This is a genomic window from Methanobrevibacter arboriphilus (assembly GCF_019669925.1).
Taxonomy (GTDB): domain Archaea; phylum Methanobacteriota; class Methanobacteria; order Methanobacteriales; family Methanobacteriaceae; genus Methanobinarius; species Methanobinarius arboriphilus_A.
Genome location: NZ_AP019779.1, coordinates 35,126 through 54,336 on the forward strand (window position 1 = coordinate 35,126; position 19,211 = coordinate 54,336).

Below are 19,211 nucleotides of genomic sequence, written 5' to 3' on the forward strand. Positions count from 1 at the left end.
TTTTTAGTATTATTTTTAGTATCAACTTTAATATTAATTCTAATATTAATTTTAATATTATTTTTAATATTAGTTTTATTTTTAATTTTAATATTAATTTTAATTTTTTAATTTTATTTATTATTATAATTTAGCATAATTTTATTTATTGGAATTTTTATTAGACTAATTTTATTTGTATAACTTTTATTATATAGTATTCATGTATTCATCTACTATTAATATTTATTAATACTATTTTTATTTTATTATATACTTTATTTCTTTATTTTTTCTTAATTTTACATCTTTTTCAATAACATTAAGCATATTTTTCCATTTGATTTAAATTAATTAAATTTGGCTTTAAAAAATCAAAACATTTAAATAATATATTAATAAATTATTATTATCAAATAAACTTTATTAGTATTAAAGTTTGTTTTATATTGTATGATGTAGTTAAATTTAATGTTATTTCTATCATTAAAAAGATCTAATATTTTAATTCGATATTTGTGATTATCAATGTTTTTCATTAAATTTAACTATAAAATTTTTTGCTTAATAAAAATAATATGGAGAGATATTTTATGCACATTATGGAAGGATTTTTACCACCACTTTGGTGTCTTTTCTGGTATATACTTTCAATTCCTGTAATTGCTTATGGTATTATAAGAATCAAAAAAGTAACTGAGGAAACACCAGAATCTAAGTCATTGTTGGCAGTTAGTGGTGCTTTTATGTTTGTACTTTCGTCATTGAAAATACCTTCTGTTACTGGTAGTTGTTCACATCCTACTGGTAATGGTTTAGGAGCAGCTATATTTGGACCTGCTGTAGCTGCAGTTCTTGCAACAATTGTATTGCTATTTCAGGCAATACTTTTAGCTCATGGTGGTTTAACTACTCTTGGAGCAAATGTATTTTCTATGGGTATTATTGGACCTTTAGTAGCTTGGGGAGTTTATAAAGGATTTACAAAATCAGGAATTTCTGCTGCTATAGCTATATTCTTTGCAGCATTCCTTGGAGATCTTTTTACCTATGTTACAACTTCATTCCAATTAGCAATGGCTTTCCCAGAACCTACTTTTCAAGCAGCTCTTACTACATTTTTAGGAATTTTCGCTATAACTCAAATTCCATTAGCTATTGCTGAAGGATTGTTAACTGTTGTTATTTGGGATCAATTGACTAAATATAAACCAAGATTACTTGAAAAATTAAATGCTTTAAAAATTAGTTCTTCTTCTAAAAAATCTTCAGAAGTTTCAGGAGATAGCTAAATTGATGGTGATGTTGATATTATGAGTACTAGAAATAGAGATATAATTTTATTAATTCTTGTAGCTATTATTGCTATAGCTCCAATGGTAATGTATTCTGGGCTTGGAGAAGATCAAGGTTACTTTGGTGGTGCTGATGGTGCTGCTGGTGAAGCTATTGAGGAACTTGGTTATGAACCATGGTTTTCTTCTTTTTGGGAACCTCCAAGTGGTGAAATAGAAAGTTTACTCTTTGCACTTCAAGCTGCAATTGGTGCAATAATCATTGGTTATTTCATTGGTTATTGGAGAGGAGCTTCTAAAAATAAAAAAGAATAAACATAGAAATACGCATATATAATGTGATATTTGGATTTTTTAATATAGGGATTGTTTAAATTGGAAATTGATTATATTGCTCATACGAATAATTTAAGGGATGTTAAAAGTACTTATAAGCTTATAATATCCATTTCTTTGATGATATTTGCTTTAATAGTCAATTTACCAATTGTTTCTCTTTTTATAACCTTTTTAATTGGAATTTCTCTTCTTACAATAGCTAAAATCCCATTTAAATTTTATATTAAGTTCATGTCTATTCCATTTGGATTTGCTTTGATAACTTGTATTTTCATGGCATTTTTCTTTGGTAGTGGAACTGTAATTTTTAATACTGGCATCTTAGGTATTGTTGTTCGAGAAGATGCTTTATCACTTGCAATAACTACTTTTTGTAGGACTTTAGCGTGTTTCTCTGCTCTTGGATTTTTGTCTTTAACTACTCCAATTGCTCTGATATTAAATGATTTAAGTAAAATTAAAATTCCTAAAATTTTTATTGAAATAGCTTTATTAATGTATACTTCTATTTTTGTCTTTTTAGATCAGATTAAAATAATGACAAATGCTCAAAAAACAAGAATGGGGTATAATGGGTTTAAAAATTCTTATAGGTCTTTAGGTCTTTTAATATCTAATTTGTTTTTTAGATCTCTTGATAAAGGTGAGAAATTACAATATGCATTAGATTCTAGAGGTTATAATGGTGAATTACCTAAATATGATCCTTAAATAATTGATCTCTTATTAATAATTAATATTCTATTTATTTTTAATTTTTCAATGTGATAATACTTTTTAATAGAATAATAGTAATACTAGTTTATAAATAAATTCAAAAAAAGTAATACTAATAAGTAATAATAGTAAATATAATAAATAATTCTTTTATGATTATAGGTAACTTTTATAAAATAATTTCTATAAGATAATTTTTTTATAGTGTAATTTTTATAAAGCAATTTTTTATGTAATTTTTATAAATTAAAAATTTTGGTGAAAATTTGAATTTTAAAAACTATTGGGTTTTTTTAGGCTTAATAGCTGGTTTATTATTTGGTATTGCAACACCATTTAGCAAACTTTTATTGGCGGATTTAAATTCATTTCAATTATCTGGACTTTTATATTTAGGATCAGGAATTGTGATCATTCCTAGTATAATTAAGAATTTTAATAATTTTTATAAAGCTAAGGATGTAGTTAAAGATGAAAATACTTCTAAAAAATCTTTTTTAGAGGTTAAATTTGATAAGAACTTTATAAAAATTTTACTTATAATTCTTTTTGGTGGAATATTAGGTCCTTTATTTTTAATGATAGGTCTTTCTCATAATAGTGCAAGTTCAACTGCTGTATGGTTAAATATGGAGCTTGTAGCTACAGCCATTTTAGGATTAATATTTTTTAAGGACAATTTAGATAAATTTGCTTCAATCGGTTTATTACTCACATTTATCGCTGGTTTAATAGTATCTTGGGGAAATGGATTTGGTGATATATTTTCTATAATTTTCATCATTTTGGCTTGTTTTTCATGGGGATTGGATAATCAGCTTACTTCTATAGTTGATGGATATTCTCCAGAGTTTATCACTTTTGTTAAAGGTATTTTTGGAGGTGGAGTTAATTTAACCATTGGAATGATTATAGCTTCTCAAATGATTTCATTAAACTTAATATTTTATGGAATAATATTAGGATTAGTGTCTTATGGTTTAAGTATTGTATTTTTCGTTAGTTCTGCACAAAATCTTGGAGCTACTAGAAGTCAAATTTTGTTTGCCACTGCTCCATTTTGGGGAATAATGTTTTCTATATTTATTGGTGAACCACTAACATTTAATTTGATTATAGCTATTATATTATTGATTGTTGCAGTATTAATCACTAATAATATTGTTCATAATCATAAACATTATCATAATAAAGTTGAACATGTTCATCTTCATTCTCATGATGATGGGCACCATGTTCATAAACATGATTCTAATGACTTTGAAATTTATAATAAAGATAAAGATAAAAATAAAAAACATACTCATACTCATGTACACAATGAAAAATATCATGAACATAATCATTTTCCAGATTTACATCATAAACATGATCATTAGAATTCAGTTTTATAGATTAATTTTTAGATTTACTATAAATCAATCTTAAGTTTACTATAAATTAATCTTAAATTTATTATAAATCAACTTTTAGATTATATAGATTAATGTTTTAAATAATTAATATAAATTAAGTATTTATATTTAGATTAAGTAATATATTTGGATTAATAATTACATTTAGATTAATAAATATATGTATATTAAATAATTATATTTGAATTAAGTAAACATATTTAAATTAAGTAACTATATTTTGATTAAGTAATTATATTTGAATTAAGTAAACATATTTAAATTAAGTAATTATATTTTGATTAAATAATTATATATGGAGATAAAACATATTTTATAAATAGTAACAGGAAATAGTAACAGGTGGGACTATGAGTATTATAGAAGCTAAGAATATTACTTACTTATATTCTGATGGCACTAAAGCATTAGATAATATTAATTTCAATGTAGAAAAAGGTCAGATTGTTTCATTACTTGGTAAAAATGGTGCAGGAAAATCTACCCTTTTCCTCCATTTTAATGGAATATTTGAACCAGAAAATGGTGAAATACTTATTGATGGTGAAAAATTAGAATATAATAAAAAAGGGCTACTTAAAGCTAGACAAAAAGTAGGGATAGTCTTCCAGAATCCTGATGATCAGCTTTTTGCACCAACTGTTGAAGAAGATGTTGCATTTGGCCCACTTAACATTGGTCTTTCTCAAGAAGAAACAAAAAAACGTGTTACTGATTCTCTTAAACGTGTGGGAATGGAAGGATATGAAAAAAAACCCCCGCATCATCTGAGTGGTGGTCAAAAGAAGAAAGTAGCTATTGCAGGAATTTTAGCTATGAATCCTGAAATAATGGTTTTAGATGAACCAACTTCTGGTTTAGACCCTAAAGGTGCTTCTAAGATGCTCAAATTATTGTATGAGCTTAATAACCATGGTATGACTATTATTATATCTACTCATGATGTTGACTTGGTTCCCCTTTATTCTGACAAAGTTAATGTTATAAAAAATGGGAGTATTATCAAGGAAGGCACTCCTCATGAAGTTTTTGATGATATTGATCTGATTCGTGATGCTGATTTAAGATTGCCTAGAGTAGCTCATCTTTTAGAAGTTTTAGAAAAAGAAGATAATGTTAAAATCTCTGATTCTTATCCTTTAACTATTGGAGAAGCTCGTAAAGATTTATTGAAATATATTGATAAGAGAAAATTTAGTAAAGATAAGTCTAATATTTAATAATATATAAAATTTGATGAAAATAATTTTAATAAGTATATAAATATTTTTAATAGATACATAAATAATTTTAATAAACGTATTATTTAATAGAATTTAATAGAGATATTTAAATTCAATAAGAATATTCAATAAGAATATTTAATAAATATATTATTTAATAAAAATAATATAATAATTATAATACTTAATAAGTATGATAAAATATTTAATAATTTATAAATAAATTTATGGTTAGATTTATAATTAAATTTATAATTAAATTTATGATTAAATTTATGATTAGGTGAATTTATGCGAATTGGTGTTTGTGATACTACTTTTGCCCGTTTTGATATGGGTGGAGCAGCTATTGATGAATTAAAATCTAATGCTACTGATTTAAAAATTATTCATAAGACTGTTCCTGGGATTAAAGATCTTCCAGTAGCTTCTAAGAAACTTATTGAGGAAGAAGATTGTGAAATTGTCATGGCTCTTGGAATGCCTGGCCCTATGGAAAAAGATAAAATGTGTGCTCATGAGGCATCTACTGGTCTTATTAGAGCTCAATTGATGACTAACACTCACATTTTAGAAGTTTTTGTTCATGAGGATGAAGAGGAAAAAGATGATCTTTTAAAAGAATTAGCCGAGAATCGATCTCGTGAACATGCTCGGAACTTACTAAAAATGATGTTTACTCCTAAACAAATGCAAAAAGAAGCTGGAATGGGAATGCGTGAAGGAAAAGAAGATGCTGGTCCATTATAATTATCATTAGATTATAAATAGTGTTAAATTATAACCCTCCTTAGATTATAATCAATATTAAATTATATTTATTATTCATTATTACGATCTTCAATATAAATAATAAAAATAATAATTATAGTTATTTCTATCATAACATTTATATAATTTATATAACATATTAAAAAGCAAACACTCAGTATATATAATTTAAAAACAAGGTAATAAAAACAAATTAATTCAATAATATAATTAAAATAATTAGTATTCTAAATATATCATATATTTTATATTTCAGTTATACTATATCTATACTTTATTTATATTTTATTTATATTTTATTCAGATATGGTAATTCAAATATGACAGATAAAAACGAAGTTTCTAGCTTTTCTAATAATCATTTAATTAATAAAGATACTGATGGGATATTTGTTGTTGTTCCTGCTTTCAATGAAGATAAAACTGTTGGTTCAGTTATAGAAGAAATTGTAAAATTAGGATATAAAGTCATTCTTGTTGATGATGGTTCTAGTGACAATACTTATGAAATAGCTAAATCTTCTAAATCTAAATATCCAGATAATATTTTTATATATCAGCATGTTATTAACAGAGGTTTAGGTGCAGCTTTAAAGACAGGTATGACTGGAGCATTAATTCACGGTGCTAAATTTATTGTTACTTTTGATGCTGATGGTCAGCATGCTGTGGAAGATATAGTTAAAGTTTGCAAACCATTAAAAGATGGAAATGCAGAAGTTGTTATTGGATCAAGACCATTTGAAGATATGCCCAATTCTAAAAATTTTGCAAATACAGTTATGAATCTCATGACTTATTTGTTTTATAGAACAAAGGTTAAAGATTCTCAATCTGGTCTGAGAGCTTTCAAAGCAGAGGTTATTCCCAAATTAAATTTGTTATCAAGAGGTTATGGTGTGTCTTCAGAGTTTATTAGGGAAATTAGAAGAAATCATCTTAAATTAGAGGAAGTTACAATTACTACTATTTACACTCCTGAAACTCAAGCTAAAGGAACCAATGCAATGGTTGGACTTAAAATTTTATTTAAAATGATAATGGATATATTTAGATGATCAATTTATTATATTTGGATGATCAATTTATTATATTTGGATGATCGATTTATTATATTTGGACCATTAAATTATTATCTTTGGTTGGTTGATTTGTTATTTAGATGATTAGTTTGTTATATTTGGTTGATTAGTTTACATTTGATTGGTAAATTATATTAAAATATTTAAATTAAATTATGCTATTATGCTGTTGTTTTATAAATGGAGTGTGTAATTATTTTTGGAGATATAAGGTTATTTCAGATATTGGTTGTGTTTATAGCTATTTTAGCAATATTATTAGTTTTTAATAGATTTCATAAGAAAAAAACTTCTATTACAACTTTTATTCTTTGGGTAGTATTATGGGTTTTATTGGCTATATTTGCTATAATGCCCGAATCTAGTACATATATAGCTAATCTTATTGGTATTGGAAGAGGTTTAGATTTAATAATTATTTTTGGAATTATTGGTTCTTATTATTTAATATTTAGGATTTATTTAAAGCTTGAAAAAATAGATCAAGATATAACAAAATTAGTAAGAATAATTTCAATAGAAAAAGAACTAAATTATGAATTAGACCAAGATCAAGATGAAAATGAAGATAAAAAATGATTTTATTGATTAATTTTTATTTAATTTTTATTTAATTATTACTTAATCTTTATTTAATCTTTATTTAATTATTATTTCATTTAGATATATTGTTTTTATTAAATTTCTTGCTTCTTTATTAGATATATTGTTTTTTATTAGATTTGTTGTTTTTAACTTAGTTTTTTATTATTAGATTTCATCTGATTTTTAAACATTATTTTCACTGTTCTTAATATTTTTTAAAATTCTATTTTTTGTAATTTTTGTAGTATTATAATAGAAAAAGCTATTAATAATAAAATATATAATATAAATTGATAAAATTTTTATAATGTATTTATAATGTATTTTTATAGTATATTTTTTGATATATTTTCTTAATATATCTAATTTAATATATTTGTTTAATAATTTATTTTTCTACTATTTTTAATAGATTTATAATTATTCTTATAATTATTAATTATTTTAATATCTTGAGAGTATGGTGAATGTATAATGTTATATTTTAGAGGATGTACAGCTCGTGAAAGAGTAAATTCTATTTCTGATTCCACAGAAAAACTTTTAAAATTAGCTGGCATTGATTTTAAAACTTTAAATGATGAAGAATGTTGTGGTTCTGTTCTTCTTAGAACTGGTTTTGTTGTTGATGCTAAAGAACAGATGAAAAAGAATTTACCTAAACTAAAAGATGAAAAAATTGTTGTTTCTTGTGCTGGTTGCTATAAAACATTAAAACAAGATTATAGAGAATATATTGGGGTTGATTTAGATGTTATTCATATTTCACAGTTACTTAATGAAATAATATCTAATAATAATATTAATAATAATACTAATAGTAATATTAATAGTAATAATAATAGTAATAATAATAGTAATAATAATTATAGTAATAATTTTGATTCTTTTATAAATAAAGATATTTCAGTTACATATCATGATCCATGTCATTTAGGTAGGCATAGTGGTGAATTTGATGCTCCGCGAGAAGTTATAAAGAGTTTTTCAAATCTTATTGAGATGGAAAATATTCGTGAGAACTCTTTATGTTGTGGTTCTGGTGGAGGAGTCAAATCTGCTTTTCCAGAAATTTCAAATTTAATAGCTTCTAGAAGAGGTGAAGAAGCGGAAGATACTGGAGCTGAGATTTTAATAACTTCTTGTCCTTTTTGTAAATTAAATTTAAATGAAAATTCTTCTATGGAAGTTTTAGATCTTTCAGAATTTATTTTAGCTTGTATTGAAGGTAATATTGATAAATTGTTAAAAGATAAACATGAAAAATCTAAAGAAGAAGGGAAAAATAAACAAAAAAATGATAAAAAAGAAGAGAAAGGTAAAAAAGAGGAAAATAGAAAAGAGGAAAATAAAGAAGATAAAAACAAACAAAAATTGATTGATGAAAAAGTGGAGGGTCTTTAAATGAATGAAAATGAATTAGAATCAATGAGAAATTCATTTAAAACTGTTTATAATAAACGTAAAAATATTTTAAACGATCCTCAAGTTAAAAATCTTCAAGAAAAAGTCATTGATATTAGAAAAGATTCTATTGATAACAATGAGAAGTTAATCGAAACTCTTAAAGAATCTTTCAAAAAAAATGACATTGATTATGCTTTTGCAGACAATGCTGAAGAGGCTAGAAATATTATTTATGATGTTATTAAAATTGAAATTAATGAAGATTTGAAGGATGATAAATCAAATTATAATATTAATAATGATTTTAATAATTATGATGATTTTAATGATGGTGATAGTTTTAATGATGAAAGTTCAATTGTTGTAGCTAAATCTAAATCTAATACTCTTGGAGAAATTGCAGCTTCTAAATTTCTTCAATCAAAAGGTATTGATGTTATTGAAACAGACTTGGGAGATAGGATATTACAATTAAAAGGAAAAGATAATAAACCTACACATCCAACAGGCCCTGCATCCCATTTAAATGTTGAAGAAATTTCAAAAATTGTAAGCAAAGGGTTGGATGTAGATGTTGCTTGTGATCCTAAATCTATTATGGAAGTTGTGAAAAAGGATGTTTTAAATAAAGTATCTGAGGCTGATATTGGATTAAGTGGAGCTAATGCAGTAGCTTGTGAAGATGGATCTTTAGTTTTTGTTCATAATGAAGGTAATATATCTCTTGTTTCTCTCATGAAGACCCATATTATTGTGGTGGGTATAGAAAAGCTTGTTAGGACTATTGAAGACGCTATTTCAATAGCTAAACTTGAAACCATATATGCTACTGGAAGTAAGGTAACTTCTTATATTAATATTGTTTCAGGACCTTCAAAAACTGCTGATATTGAGAAAAAGCTACTTAAAAATATGTATGGTGCAGAAAAAGTCTTTGTCATTATTCTAGACAATGGGCGTTTAGAAGCTATTGAATCAATTGCTGAATGTCTTTATTGTATTGGTTGTGGTAGTTGTATTGTTACTTGTCCTGTTTATAATGCTATAGGTAATGAATTTGGTTTTAATAATTATTTAGGTGGTCGTGGAGTAGCTATGAGTAAGTTTATTCAGGATACTGAAACTAGTATTTCTTCTGGACTTTATAAATGTACATTATGTGGTCTTTGTAAAATTAACTGTCCTGTAACTATTTCTACATCTGATATTATTGAAAATATTCGTGCTGAAACTCTTAAAAAGAGTTTATATCCTGAAAAACATGGGAAATTCAAGGATAATATTAAGAATAAAGGTTCTCCTTATTAATTTATTGTAATAATTTAATCAAACTTATATAAATTCTTTATTAATAAATTATAGTTAAAAAGATAATTAAAAAATAAAAAGGTATTATTAAATAAAAGATAAATAGAATAATAATTAAATAAAAGATTAAATAAAAAATTAAATATGGATTAAATATATATTAAATAAAAAATTGTAATATTATTAAAAATTATAATGTTAGTTAAAAGTTGCGATTTTAATTGAAAAATTAAATTTTAATGGTATATTTCGCAACAATTTAAAAATAATTAAATATTTAAAATCATTAAATATATAATCTATTATAATCAATTATTATACAAATTTCTTAAGAATTATTAATAAGTTTCTTATAAATTATATAAGCTTATTATAATATAATATTAATAGTTAATATAATATTAATAATTGTAATATATTTATTAGCTTATTAAATGTAATCATATTGTATTTTATAATAGCTTATTATAATGTAATTATAGAATATATTTTATAATATATTATTATATAATATATTAAAATAGATAAATATTATAATGAGGATATGCTAAAGGAAGATTTAAAATGAAAGTTAATACTTTAATAATCCAAACAAAAAATTCAAAGGACTCTTTGACATTTAAAGTAGGACAAACTTTAACATCTGATAAATTTGAACTTTTAACGGTTGATAGTCCTATAAATTATATTAATATTAATACAAAGACTGGATTTATTGAAATTAAAACTAATGAGGACAACTTTTTATGGTATTCTTTGAATGATATCCAATTTTTGTCTTTTAACATTTAATTAATGTTTTGAAGATTTTTAGTTAAGTATTAATTAATGTTAATTTATTAATCATAGAGTGTATTTATCTTAATGTTTTTAAGTTTAATAATTAAGTTTAGTTATTTATTAAATAGGAATTTTTATATTATTTTTATAAATTATTTTTATAATATAACTCATTTCTATAAAATAGCTAATTTTTATAAAATAATTTATTTTAATAAATGATTTATTTGATAAAATAACTTATTTTCATAAAATAACTTATTTTTTTATAAAATTATGTTATTAATTTATTTAATCTAAAAGTTTTTATATTATAGATTTAATAAATAATGTAAATTGATATTTTTTAAATATATTCATTTTAATTTAGCTATTTTAAGTTAGAAAGTAAATTTATGGAGGAAATGTATTGCTTCTATTAATAAGCCCTATAAACAATGAAGAAGCACTAGAGTCTATTGAAGGCGGTGCAGATATAGTCGATGTTAAAAATCCTAAAGAAGGATCTCTCGGAGCTAATTTCCCATGGGTGATTAGTGAAATTAGAAAAATGACTCCTGATGATATGTTAGTAAGTGCAACTCTTGGAGATGTTCCCTATAAACCTGGAACGGTGTCTCTTGCAGCGATGGGTGCTTTAGCATCTGGTGCAGATTATATTAAAGTAGGATTGTATGGTACATCTAATTATGATGAGGCTTTAGAAGTTATGACTAATGTTGTTAAAACTGTTAAGAGTAATAATCCTGATGCTACTGTTGTTGCATCTGGTTACGGGGATGCTCATAGAGTTGGAGCAGTTTCACCATGGGATATTCCAAAAGTAGCTAAAGAGTCTGGAAGTGATTTAGCTATGTTGGATACGGCAGTTAAAGATGGCAAAACTTTGTTTGATTATTTAAATATTGATGATTTAGAAAAATTTGTTGAGGAAACTCATAGCTATGGTTTAAAATCAGCTCTTGCAGGTTCTGTTAAAAAAGAACAATTAAAACAACTTCATGATATTGGTTGTGATGTTGTTGGTGTTAGAGGTGCTGCTTGTACTGGTGGAGATAGAAATAATGGCAAAATCAGTCGAACTGCTGTAGCTGAATTGAAAGAATTAGTTAATTCCTTTGATTAGTCATAAAGAAATTAATAGGTTTTGATTGAAAAATTAAACATTTAAATATTAAAGTTAAAAATTGATTATTATTTATAATAAATAGGTGTGAGGGAAGTGTATTCAAAAAAATTAAAAGAAGCTGAACTTGGGTTTACGTATGATGACTTTTTACTTGTTCCAAATGCATCATATACAGAAGCAAAAGATGTTGATACTAAAGCTAAAGTATCTAGGAATTTTGAATTAAATATTCCGATTATTAGTTCAGCTATGGATACTGTAACAGAATCAGACATGGCTATTGCTTTAGCTCAAGAAGGAGGTCTTGGTGTCATACATCGTAATATGACCTTAGAACAACAAGTTAAAGAGGTTAAAAAAGTAAAAATGTCTGGAGATTTAACAATTAAAGATGTTGTTACTATTACTCCAAACTCATCTATTTCCACAGTTAAAACTATCATGGAAGAGGAAGAAGTTAGTGGGCTTCCTGTTATTAAAGATGAAAAATTAGTTGGTATTATTAGTAAAAGGGATATTAAACCCTTCTTAAATAATAATTCTGATAAAAAAGTTGAAGATATAATGACTTCTGATGTTGTAACAATCGAAGAACCAATTACTCCATCTGAAGCTCTTGAACTTGCTTATGAAAATAAGGTTGAAAGACTTCCTGTTATTCGTGATGGTAAATTAGCGGGAATTGTTACTATTCGTGATATTTTAAATCATAAAAAATATCCTAATGCTGCTCGTGATAAAAATGGAAACTTTTTAGTAGCTGCTGCTGCTGGACCATTTGATTTAGAAAGAGCTATGGCACTTGATGAAGCTGGTGCTGATATTATTGCTGTTGATTGTGCTCATGCTCATAATATGAATGTTGTTAAATTCGCAAAGACAATGAAAGAGAATCTTGATGCTGACCTTATTATGGGCAATATTGCAACTAGTGAGGCTGCAGAAGACTTAATAGCTCAGGGTATTGATGGTTTAAAGGTTGGAATTGGTCCGGGTTCAATGTGTACAACAAGAATCATTGCTGGTGTTGGTGTTCCTCAATTATCAGCTATCTCATCTGTTGCTGATGTAGCTAGTGACTATGGTGTTCCTGTAATTGCTGATGGTGGTCTTCGTTATTCTGGAGATATAGCTAAAGCTTTAGGTGCTGGTGCTGATTTAGTCATGCTTGGAAATTTACTTGCAGGTACTTATGAATCTCCTGGTGATGTTGTTGTTATGAATGGAAGAAAATACAAACAATATCGTGGTATGGGTTCAATGGGAGCTATGACTGGTGGTTTTGGTGGTGGAGCTGATAGATACTTCCAAGAAATCAAAGGTCCAATGAAACATTCAAAACTTGTTCCAGAAGGAGTTGAAGGTGCTGTACCTTATAAAGGAACTGTTAATGAAGTTGTATTCCAACTTGTTGGTGGTCTTAAAGCATCTATGGGTTACTGTGGTGCTAAAGATATTAAATCAATGCAGGAAGTAGCTAAATTTGTTAGAATTACTTCTAGTGGTATAAAAGAAAGCCATCCTCATGATCTTTTGATTACTAATGAAAGTCCTAATTATCCTACTTTAGATTGATTTTTAGGGTTTATTTTACTATTTTTATTTTATTATTTTTAGTATTATTTCTTGTTTTATTTTTAGTGTTAATTTTTGTTTTTTATTTTTTATTTAATCTTTTTTTTGTTAATTTATTTTATTCAATTTTAATCTTTTTTTATGAATAATTAATTTTTAATTAGTAATTTTTTCCATTATTGTTGGTTGTATTTAATTATTTTTTATCATTTATCTTTTATTAGTTTTTTTATTAGTTTTTTATTAGTTTTTTTGGATTTTATTTTTGGATTTTAGTTACAATTTGTTTATTTCATTATAACTTAGCTATTTGGGATAAATTTTCTTTTTTGGTGTTAGTAAAGGTTTTATATTTATTTTGGTTAAATAATTATTTAAGTATAGTTTTAAAATAATTTTTATGGAGAGATTTGTTTTTGAGCTTTAATAATGAAATTAGGAATTATGATCCTTTGTATGATTTTCTTTTTATGGGTTATATGGCAAGTTCTGGATGTGAAAGGCAATTGACTAGTTTAATCAACGCTATTTTAGTTGAAAATGATGAAAATTTAGTTTCTGAGTTGGAAATTGTTGATAATAAATCTTTGCCTGCTAATATTATGGGTAAAAAGTCTTGTATTCTCGATCTTCGCTCTGTTGCATTAGATGGTAGAATAATTAATATCGAAGTTCAAAGGCAGAATGAAAAATTTTTTAAAAGGAGAAATCAACTTTATATATCTAGAGAATTTTCTAATTCAGCTGACGAAGGAAAATTTAGGTTTTTAAAAGAACATATTCAAATTAATATATTAGGGTTTAAATTTTGTGAAAATGAAAAAATCAGCCGAAAATTTAATATAATTGATAAAACAGACATTAAATGTGAATATAGTCAATGTATAAAAATAATTAATATTAGTCTTGTTCCTTTTAGAAAGATAAAAAAGATTGATTTTAATAATCATTTACATAGATGGTTAGTGTTTTTGGATAAAAATAGTACAATTGAGATGGTTGAAATGGTTATGAGCAAAGATGAAGCAATTAAATTAGCTCATGAAAAAGTAAAAGAATTGTTAAAAAATGAAAAATTTTTGCATAAAATGAATATTGAAAGTCAACGCGAGTTAAAATATGAAAGTGAAATGGCTTATGCTGAAGATAAAGGTATAAAGAAAGGAAAGAAAAAAGGTATTGAGCAAGGTGAGTTAAATATAGCTAAAAAATTGATTGAAGCAGGTATGTCTATTGAAGAGATAGCTAAAACTACTGGTCTTTCTATAGCTAAACTTGAAAAGTTGTAGTCTTTTTTTATATTTTTTTATAGTAGTGAATGCTTGTTTTTTATTATTTTTTATTATTTTTATGGAATTTTTTTATATGTTTTTCTTAACTTCATAGAAAAACTTATTACATTTTATTTTCATAAATATTATTAATAAAACTAATAATTGAGTTAATCATTTATTGAAGTTCATTGATTTAATATATTGATTTAAGTGTTCATTGATTTATTATTATATTTTGATTTATTTTAAAAACTTATTAAAATTTACTAAAACTTATTGAGAAGATTTAAAAAGTGTTATAATGTCTAATCCAACTAAATTTCTGAGAGATAGTGTTCATGGAAATCTTCCATTAAATGAATTTGAAGTTGAAGTAATGGATTCTCCTCAAATTCAAAGATTAAGAAGAATAAAACAACTTGGATTTATATCTTTAATATATCCTGGTGCAAATCACTCTAGGTTTGAACATTCAACAGGAACTATGTTTTTAGGATCTAAATTAGCAGATCATCTTGAATTATCTGATTATGATAAAAATTTAGTTAGAATTGCTGCATTACTTCATGACATTGGTCATGGACCATTTTCTCATGTTTCAGAGGCAGTTTTAGGTGTTAAACATGAAGTTTTAACAGCTAAAGTTATTAAAGAAACTTCATTAAATGATATAATAACTAAAGAATTTGATTCAAAGGAAATTATTGATATTATTAATGGTAAGGGTTCTCTTGGACCTATTATTTCTGGAGAACTTGATGTGGATCGTATGGATTATTTAATTCGTGATTCTCATTATACTGGTGTGGCTTATGGAGTAATAGATGTTGATAGGATTATAGCTAACTTAAAACTTAAACAATATCTTATTTTGGATATTAAAGGTGTACAAGCTGCTGAAGAAGCACTTGTAGCTAGATATCAAATGTATCCTAGCGTTTATCAACACCATACTACTCGTATTGTTAATGCTATGTTTAGAAGATGTCTTAAAAAAGTTTTCAAGGCAGATATTATTAGCAGTAATGATATATACAAATATGATGATGCTGATATGCTTTGTATATGTAGAAATGTTGATGAAAAGGAATCTAAGGATAATGCTTTTATTAAAGATATTGTAACAAGGTTAGATAATAGAAATTTACTTAAAAGTGTATGTTCAACTCGATTGAATGAGTTTGAAAATCCTCCTGAAATTTTTGATATAAAAAAAAGGGCTCTTGATAAGTGTGAGGAAGAGATTAGTGAGGATATGGACATTGATAGGGATTACGTTATTTTAAATATTCCAGAATATCCTAGATTTGATGAGATGAAAACTCAAATCGCTCTTGGTGATGAACTTTTCCATCTTAATGAGATTTCAAGTATTGTTAAAGCACTTCAAAGTGCAAGATTCAATTATCCTGATATTTGTTTATATGTTCCAAAAGAAGATAAGGATAAATTTAAAAATTTTAAATTGGATAATTATTTAAATCTTCCAAAAAGAGCAGAGAATAAATTTGATAAAGTTCATTTTGAACAATCTAAATTATTTGATTAAACAATTATTTTGTTATTAGCTTACAATAATTAGAATTATTACTTAAAATATTATTTACCATTATTATTGCTTATTAAACTACTTTTCATTGTTTAAACTTTTTTATTATTTAAATTTTTCATCATTTAAATTATATTATTGAAATATTACTAACATTATTAGCTTTAAGATAATAATTTATTTCATTATTCTTAAAGATATTTTATTTAATTATTTATTTAATTATTTAATTATTTAGGCTTTGTAGAAATCCTTTTTTTAGTTGATTTGTATTGATCTGTGTATATTGTAAATTGTGTTTTTAAGTTTGGTTTCTTTGATTGATAGTTTTGTACTTTTACTTTGATTTGTTCCATCAAATAATCTTTTTATTACGCTGAATACACTTTCAACGTTGTTTCTTTTTCTATAAATTTTATTTCGAAAAATTGTAGGGCTATTTAATCTATATTTTCCCTTTTTAGCTCTTTTTTTCAATGGTATTTGGTCAAAAGCTTCAATTTCTTCGTTTATACATTTTCTAATTGGTTCTGTGTCGTACGCTCTGTCTGCTAATATGTAATGAGGTTTATATTTTTTTATTTTTCTAATTGAAGCTATTGCAAATTGTGTATCGTATTTTGGACCTTTTTGTGTTTGATAGTTTAATATTAAACGAGATTTAACATCAATTGCAATATGATTCTTAATGTAGCTTTTTCGCTCTTTTTTGCGTATTTGAGCATAATATTTATCTGCATTATCATTTGTGAACCCACTTCCATCTAAAACAATCATTTCTGGTTTTATATCATTTTCAATCAGGATTAATTGATTTATTTTATTTAAAATTCTTGCAGGTAACCTTTTAAAGAATTTTTGAAGAGTTGTGTAGTGTGGTGCCCTTTTTATATGGAAAAATTTCTTTAAATTATCAGATAAGTCTATTAGAAAGCTTATTTCACGATAAGTTAATTTTAAATAAATTTTCATTGCTAAAATAGTGAATAAAGTAGGTTGTGTGTATAAATGATTAGAAAAATAGTGTGAATACTTATTTATACATTCTTCAGCGTGATTATAAGTGTAAAAAATAAAATTTATAAGTTTATTTTCATTTAAATCAATTTTAAATTGATTTTTAAATCTTTTAATACAGTTTTGAACAGGTTTTTCAAAGTTAAAATCCGAAAGATTTAACTGTCTTGAAATTAAATTATTAAATGGAGAATATGTATTTTTGCGTTTCATATTAATATATATTCTCCTTTTTAATATTTATATCTTTTTAATTAACAAAATTCGAATTAACAAAATTAAATACTTTTTATAAATATTTAAAGAATGAAAAATAGTTTATTTTAAAATTAAAGAATAATATTGAAAAAAAGAAATTTAAAATTTTAAGAAAAATTAGGATTTCTACAAAGCCATTATTTAATTTATTATTATTCAATTTATCATTGTTTAATTATTATTGTTTAGTTATATAATTATTATAAATAGTATAAATAATATAAATATCTTTTAATATTTAAAGTTCATATTTAATAATAATTCTTAATATAAATAATCCTTAATATAAATAATTCTTAATAATAAATAATTTAATAGAGGTTAAAATGATAATTATAGCTATTACTGGTGCAAGTGGTGTTATTTATAGCTTAAAACTACTTGAAGCACTTAAAAAATTGAATATAGAAACTGGTGTTGTGGTAAGTAAACCAGCAGAATTAATTTTTGATTATGAGTTAGGAATAAAATTAGATGAGATAAAAGAATTAGCTAATTATTTCTATGAACCAAATGATTTAACTTCCTCTATAAACAGTGGTTCTTTTAAATTTGATTCTCTTGTGATTGTTCCATGTTCCATGAAAACTTTATCTGCTATAGCTAATGGATATGGTAACAATGCGATAACAAGAGTGGCAGATGTTGCATTAAAAGAAAAAAGAAAAACTATCCTTGTTCCTCGCGAAACCCCTCTTAGATCTATTCATCTTGAAAATATGCTTGAAATAAGTAGAGAAGGTGGAATAATTTTACCAGCAATGCCAGGATTTTATCATAATCCTGAAAATATAGATGATATAATAAACTTTGTAGTTGGTAAAATATTGGATTCATTAAATATTGAAAATGAATTGTTTAAACGATGGGAATAATTTTCAATTAATAAGATTATTAAATAAGATTAATATTATATCTATAATTAAGAAGATGATTTTATGATTGAAGATCATGAATTTATAAGTTCTAAAGATGTTCCTGGACCTACAAAGGAAGAAATTAGATGTTTACTATTATGCAAAAGTGAAGTTTCAAGTGATGATATAGTTGTTGATATTGGCTGTGGAACTGGTGGAATAACAACAGACTTTGCAAAAATAGCTAAAAAAGTAATATCAATTGATAAAAATCCGAATGCTATTGAATTAACTTCTAAAAATATTAAAAAGCATGATGTTTTTGAAAATGTGGATTTAATAGAAAATGATGCTATTTCTGCACTTAAATCAATAGAAAACTTTGATATAGCTATTATTGGTGGAAGTGGTGGAGATCTTGATGAGATTTTAGAATTAGTTTTTTCAAAATTGAATAAAAATGGTAGAATAATAGTAACAGGGATTTTAATTGAAACAAAGTATGTTGCTATTAAAAAACTAAAGAGCTTAGGCTTAGAACCTAAGATCGTTGAGGTTAATATTTCAAGAGGTAAATCTATCGGTCTTGGAATGATGATGTTAGCTGAAAATCCTATATCTATTATTTCTTCAAAGATTAAATGATAATTT

The 19,211-nt window shown here is 24.8% G+C and carries 17 protein-coding genes and 1 pseudogene; 17 read left to right on the forward strand and 1 reads right to left on the reverse strand.

The features are described 5' to 3' along the window. Positions 1–572: 572 nt before the first annotated feature. From cbiM to MarbSA_RS00195, 15 genes and pseudogenes are all read left to right on the forward strand, one after another. On the forward strand, positions 573–1,271 hold the full coding sequence (cbiM, locus tag MarbSA_RS00125) for a cobalt ECF transporter S component CbiM (protein ID WP_042703751.1): 699 nt from the start codon (positions 573–575) through the stop codon (positions 1,269–1,271). Positions 1,272–1,292: 21 nt separating this feature from the next. Continuing rightward, a complete protein-coding gene (locus tag MarbSA_RS00130; RefSeq protein ID WP_042703753.1) occupies positions 1,293–1,589 on the forward strand; it encodes an energy-coupling factor ABC transporter substrate-binding protein in 297 nt (98 codons plus the stop codon). A 60-nt stretch (positions 1,590–1,649) separates the two neighbouring features. Further along, a complete protein-coding gene (gene cbiQ, locus MarbSA_RS00135) occupies positions 1,650–2,324 on the forward strand; it encodes a cobalt ECF transporter T component CbiQ (protein WP_231493735.1) in 675 nt (224 codons plus the stop codon). A gap of 272 nt (positions 2,325–2,596) precedes the next feature. Continuing rightward, positions 2,597–3,709 carry a DMT family transporter gene (locus MarbSA_RS00140; RefSeq protein WP_221061583.1) on the forward strand — a complete coding sequence of 371 codons (1,113 nt, stop codon included), beginning with the start codon at positions 2,597–2,599 and terminating at the stop codon, positions 3,707–3,709. A 392-nt stretch (positions 3,710–4,101) separates the two neighbouring features. Beyond that, positions 4,102–4,965 carry an ATP-binding cassette domain-containing protein gene (locus tag MarbSA_RS00145; protein WP_197272547.1) on the forward strand — a complete coding sequence of 288 codons (864 nt, stop codon included), beginning with the start codon at positions 4,102–4,104 and terminating at the stop codon, positions 4,963–4,965. A 294-nt stretch (positions 4,966–5,259) separates the two neighbouring features. Continuing rightward, positions 5,260–5,718: a riboflavin synthase gene (gene ribC / locus MarbSA_RS00150; RefSeq protein ID WP_042703758.1), complete on the forward strand. Its 459-nt coding sequence runs from the start codon at positions 5,260–5,262 to the stop codon at positions 5,716–5,718. Positions 5,719–6,059: 341 nt separating this feature from the next. Continuing rightward, entirely contained in the window at positions 6,060–6,797 is a 738-nt protein-coding gene (locus MarbSA_RS00155) for a glycosyltransferase family 2 protein (protein WP_054835367.1), read from the forward strand. A 204-nt stretch (positions 6,798–7,001) separates the two neighbouring features. Beyond that, entirely contained in the window at positions 7,002–7,400 is a 399-nt protein-coding gene (locus tag MarbSA_RS00160) for a DUF2304 domain-containing protein (protein ID WP_042703763.1), read from the forward strand. A 480-nt stretch (positions 7,401–7,880) separates the two neighbouring features. After that, a pseudogene (locus tag MarbSA_RS00165) lies at positions 7,881–8,621 on the forward strand ((Fe-S)-binding protein); the annotation flags it as partial. Positions 8,622–8,810: 189 nt separating this feature from the next. Continuing rightward, a complete protein-coding gene (locus MarbSA_RS00170; RefSeq protein WP_054835368.1) occupies positions 8,811–10,121 on the forward strand; it encodes an LUD domain-containing protein in 1,311 nt (436 codons plus the stop codon). 564 nt (positions 10,122–10,685) lie between these two features. Next, the gene (locus MarbSA_RS00175) at positions 10,686–10,913 is read left to right on the forward strand and encodes a hypothetical protein (RefSeq protein WP_042703767.1); all 228 of its coding nucleotides are present in this window, start codon (positions 10,686–10,688) and stop codon (positions 10,911–10,913) included. A gap of 397 nt (positions 10,914–11,310) precedes the next feature. Then, a complete protein-coding gene (locus tag MarbSA_RS00180) occupies positions 11,311–12,027 on the forward strand; it encodes a (5-formylfuran-3-yl)methyl phosphate synthase (RefSeq protein ID WP_042703769.1) in 717 nt (238 codons plus the stop codon). 96 nt (positions 12,028–12,123) lie between these two features. Next, positions 12,124–13,605: an IMP dehydrogenase gene (gene guaB / locus MarbSA_RS00185; protein WP_042703770.1), complete on the forward strand. Its 1,482-nt coding sequence runs from the start codon at positions 12,124–12,126 to the stop codon at positions 13,603–13,605. Between the two features lie 416 nt (positions 13,606–14,021). After that, positions 14,022–14,894 (forward strand): Rpn family recombination-promoting nuclease/putative transposase, encoded by an 873-nt coding sequence (locus tag MarbSA_RS00190; protein ID WP_054835244.1) that lies wholly within the window; start codon positions 14,022–14,024, stop codon positions 14,892–14,894. A gap of 286 nt (positions 14,895–15,180) precedes the next feature. Continuing rightward, positions 15,181–16,428 (forward strand): HD domain-containing protein, encoded by a 1,248-nt coding sequence (locus MarbSA_RS00195; protein ID WP_042703772.1) that lies wholly within the window; start codon positions 15,181–15,183, stop codon positions 16,426–16,428. A gap of 258 nt (positions 16,429–16,686) precedes the next feature. On the opposite strand, the gene MarbSA_RS10290 is transcribed toward MarbSA_RS00195, so the two are convergent. After that, positions 16,687–17,658 (reverse strand): transposase, encoded by a 972-nt coding sequence (locus tag MarbSA_RS10290; protein ID WP_231624340.1) that lies wholly within the window; start codon positions 17,656–17,658, stop codon positions 16,687–16,689. 371 nt (positions 17,659–18,029) lie between these two features. Here MarbSA_RS10290 and MarbSA_RS00205 point away from each other — a divergent pair, with 371 nt between their 5' ends. Both MarbSA_RS00205 and cbiT read left to right on the forward strand, forming a co-directional pair. Continuing rightward, on the forward strand, positions 18,030–18,578 hold the full coding sequence (locus tag MarbSA_RS00205; protein WP_221061585.1) for a UbiX family flavin prenyltransferase: 549 nt from the start codon (positions 18,030–18,032) through the stop codon (positions 18,576–18,578). 63 nt (positions 18,579–18,641) lie between these two features. Then, complete coding sequence (cbiT, locus tag MarbSA_RS00210) at positions 18,642–19,205, forward strand: precorrin-6Y C5,15-methyltransferase (decarboxylating) subunit CbiT (RefSeq protein WP_054835428.1); 564 nt, start codon at positions 18,642–18,644, stop codon at positions 19,203–19,205. The last annotated feature ends 6 nt before the right edge of the window (positions 19,206–19,211 follow it).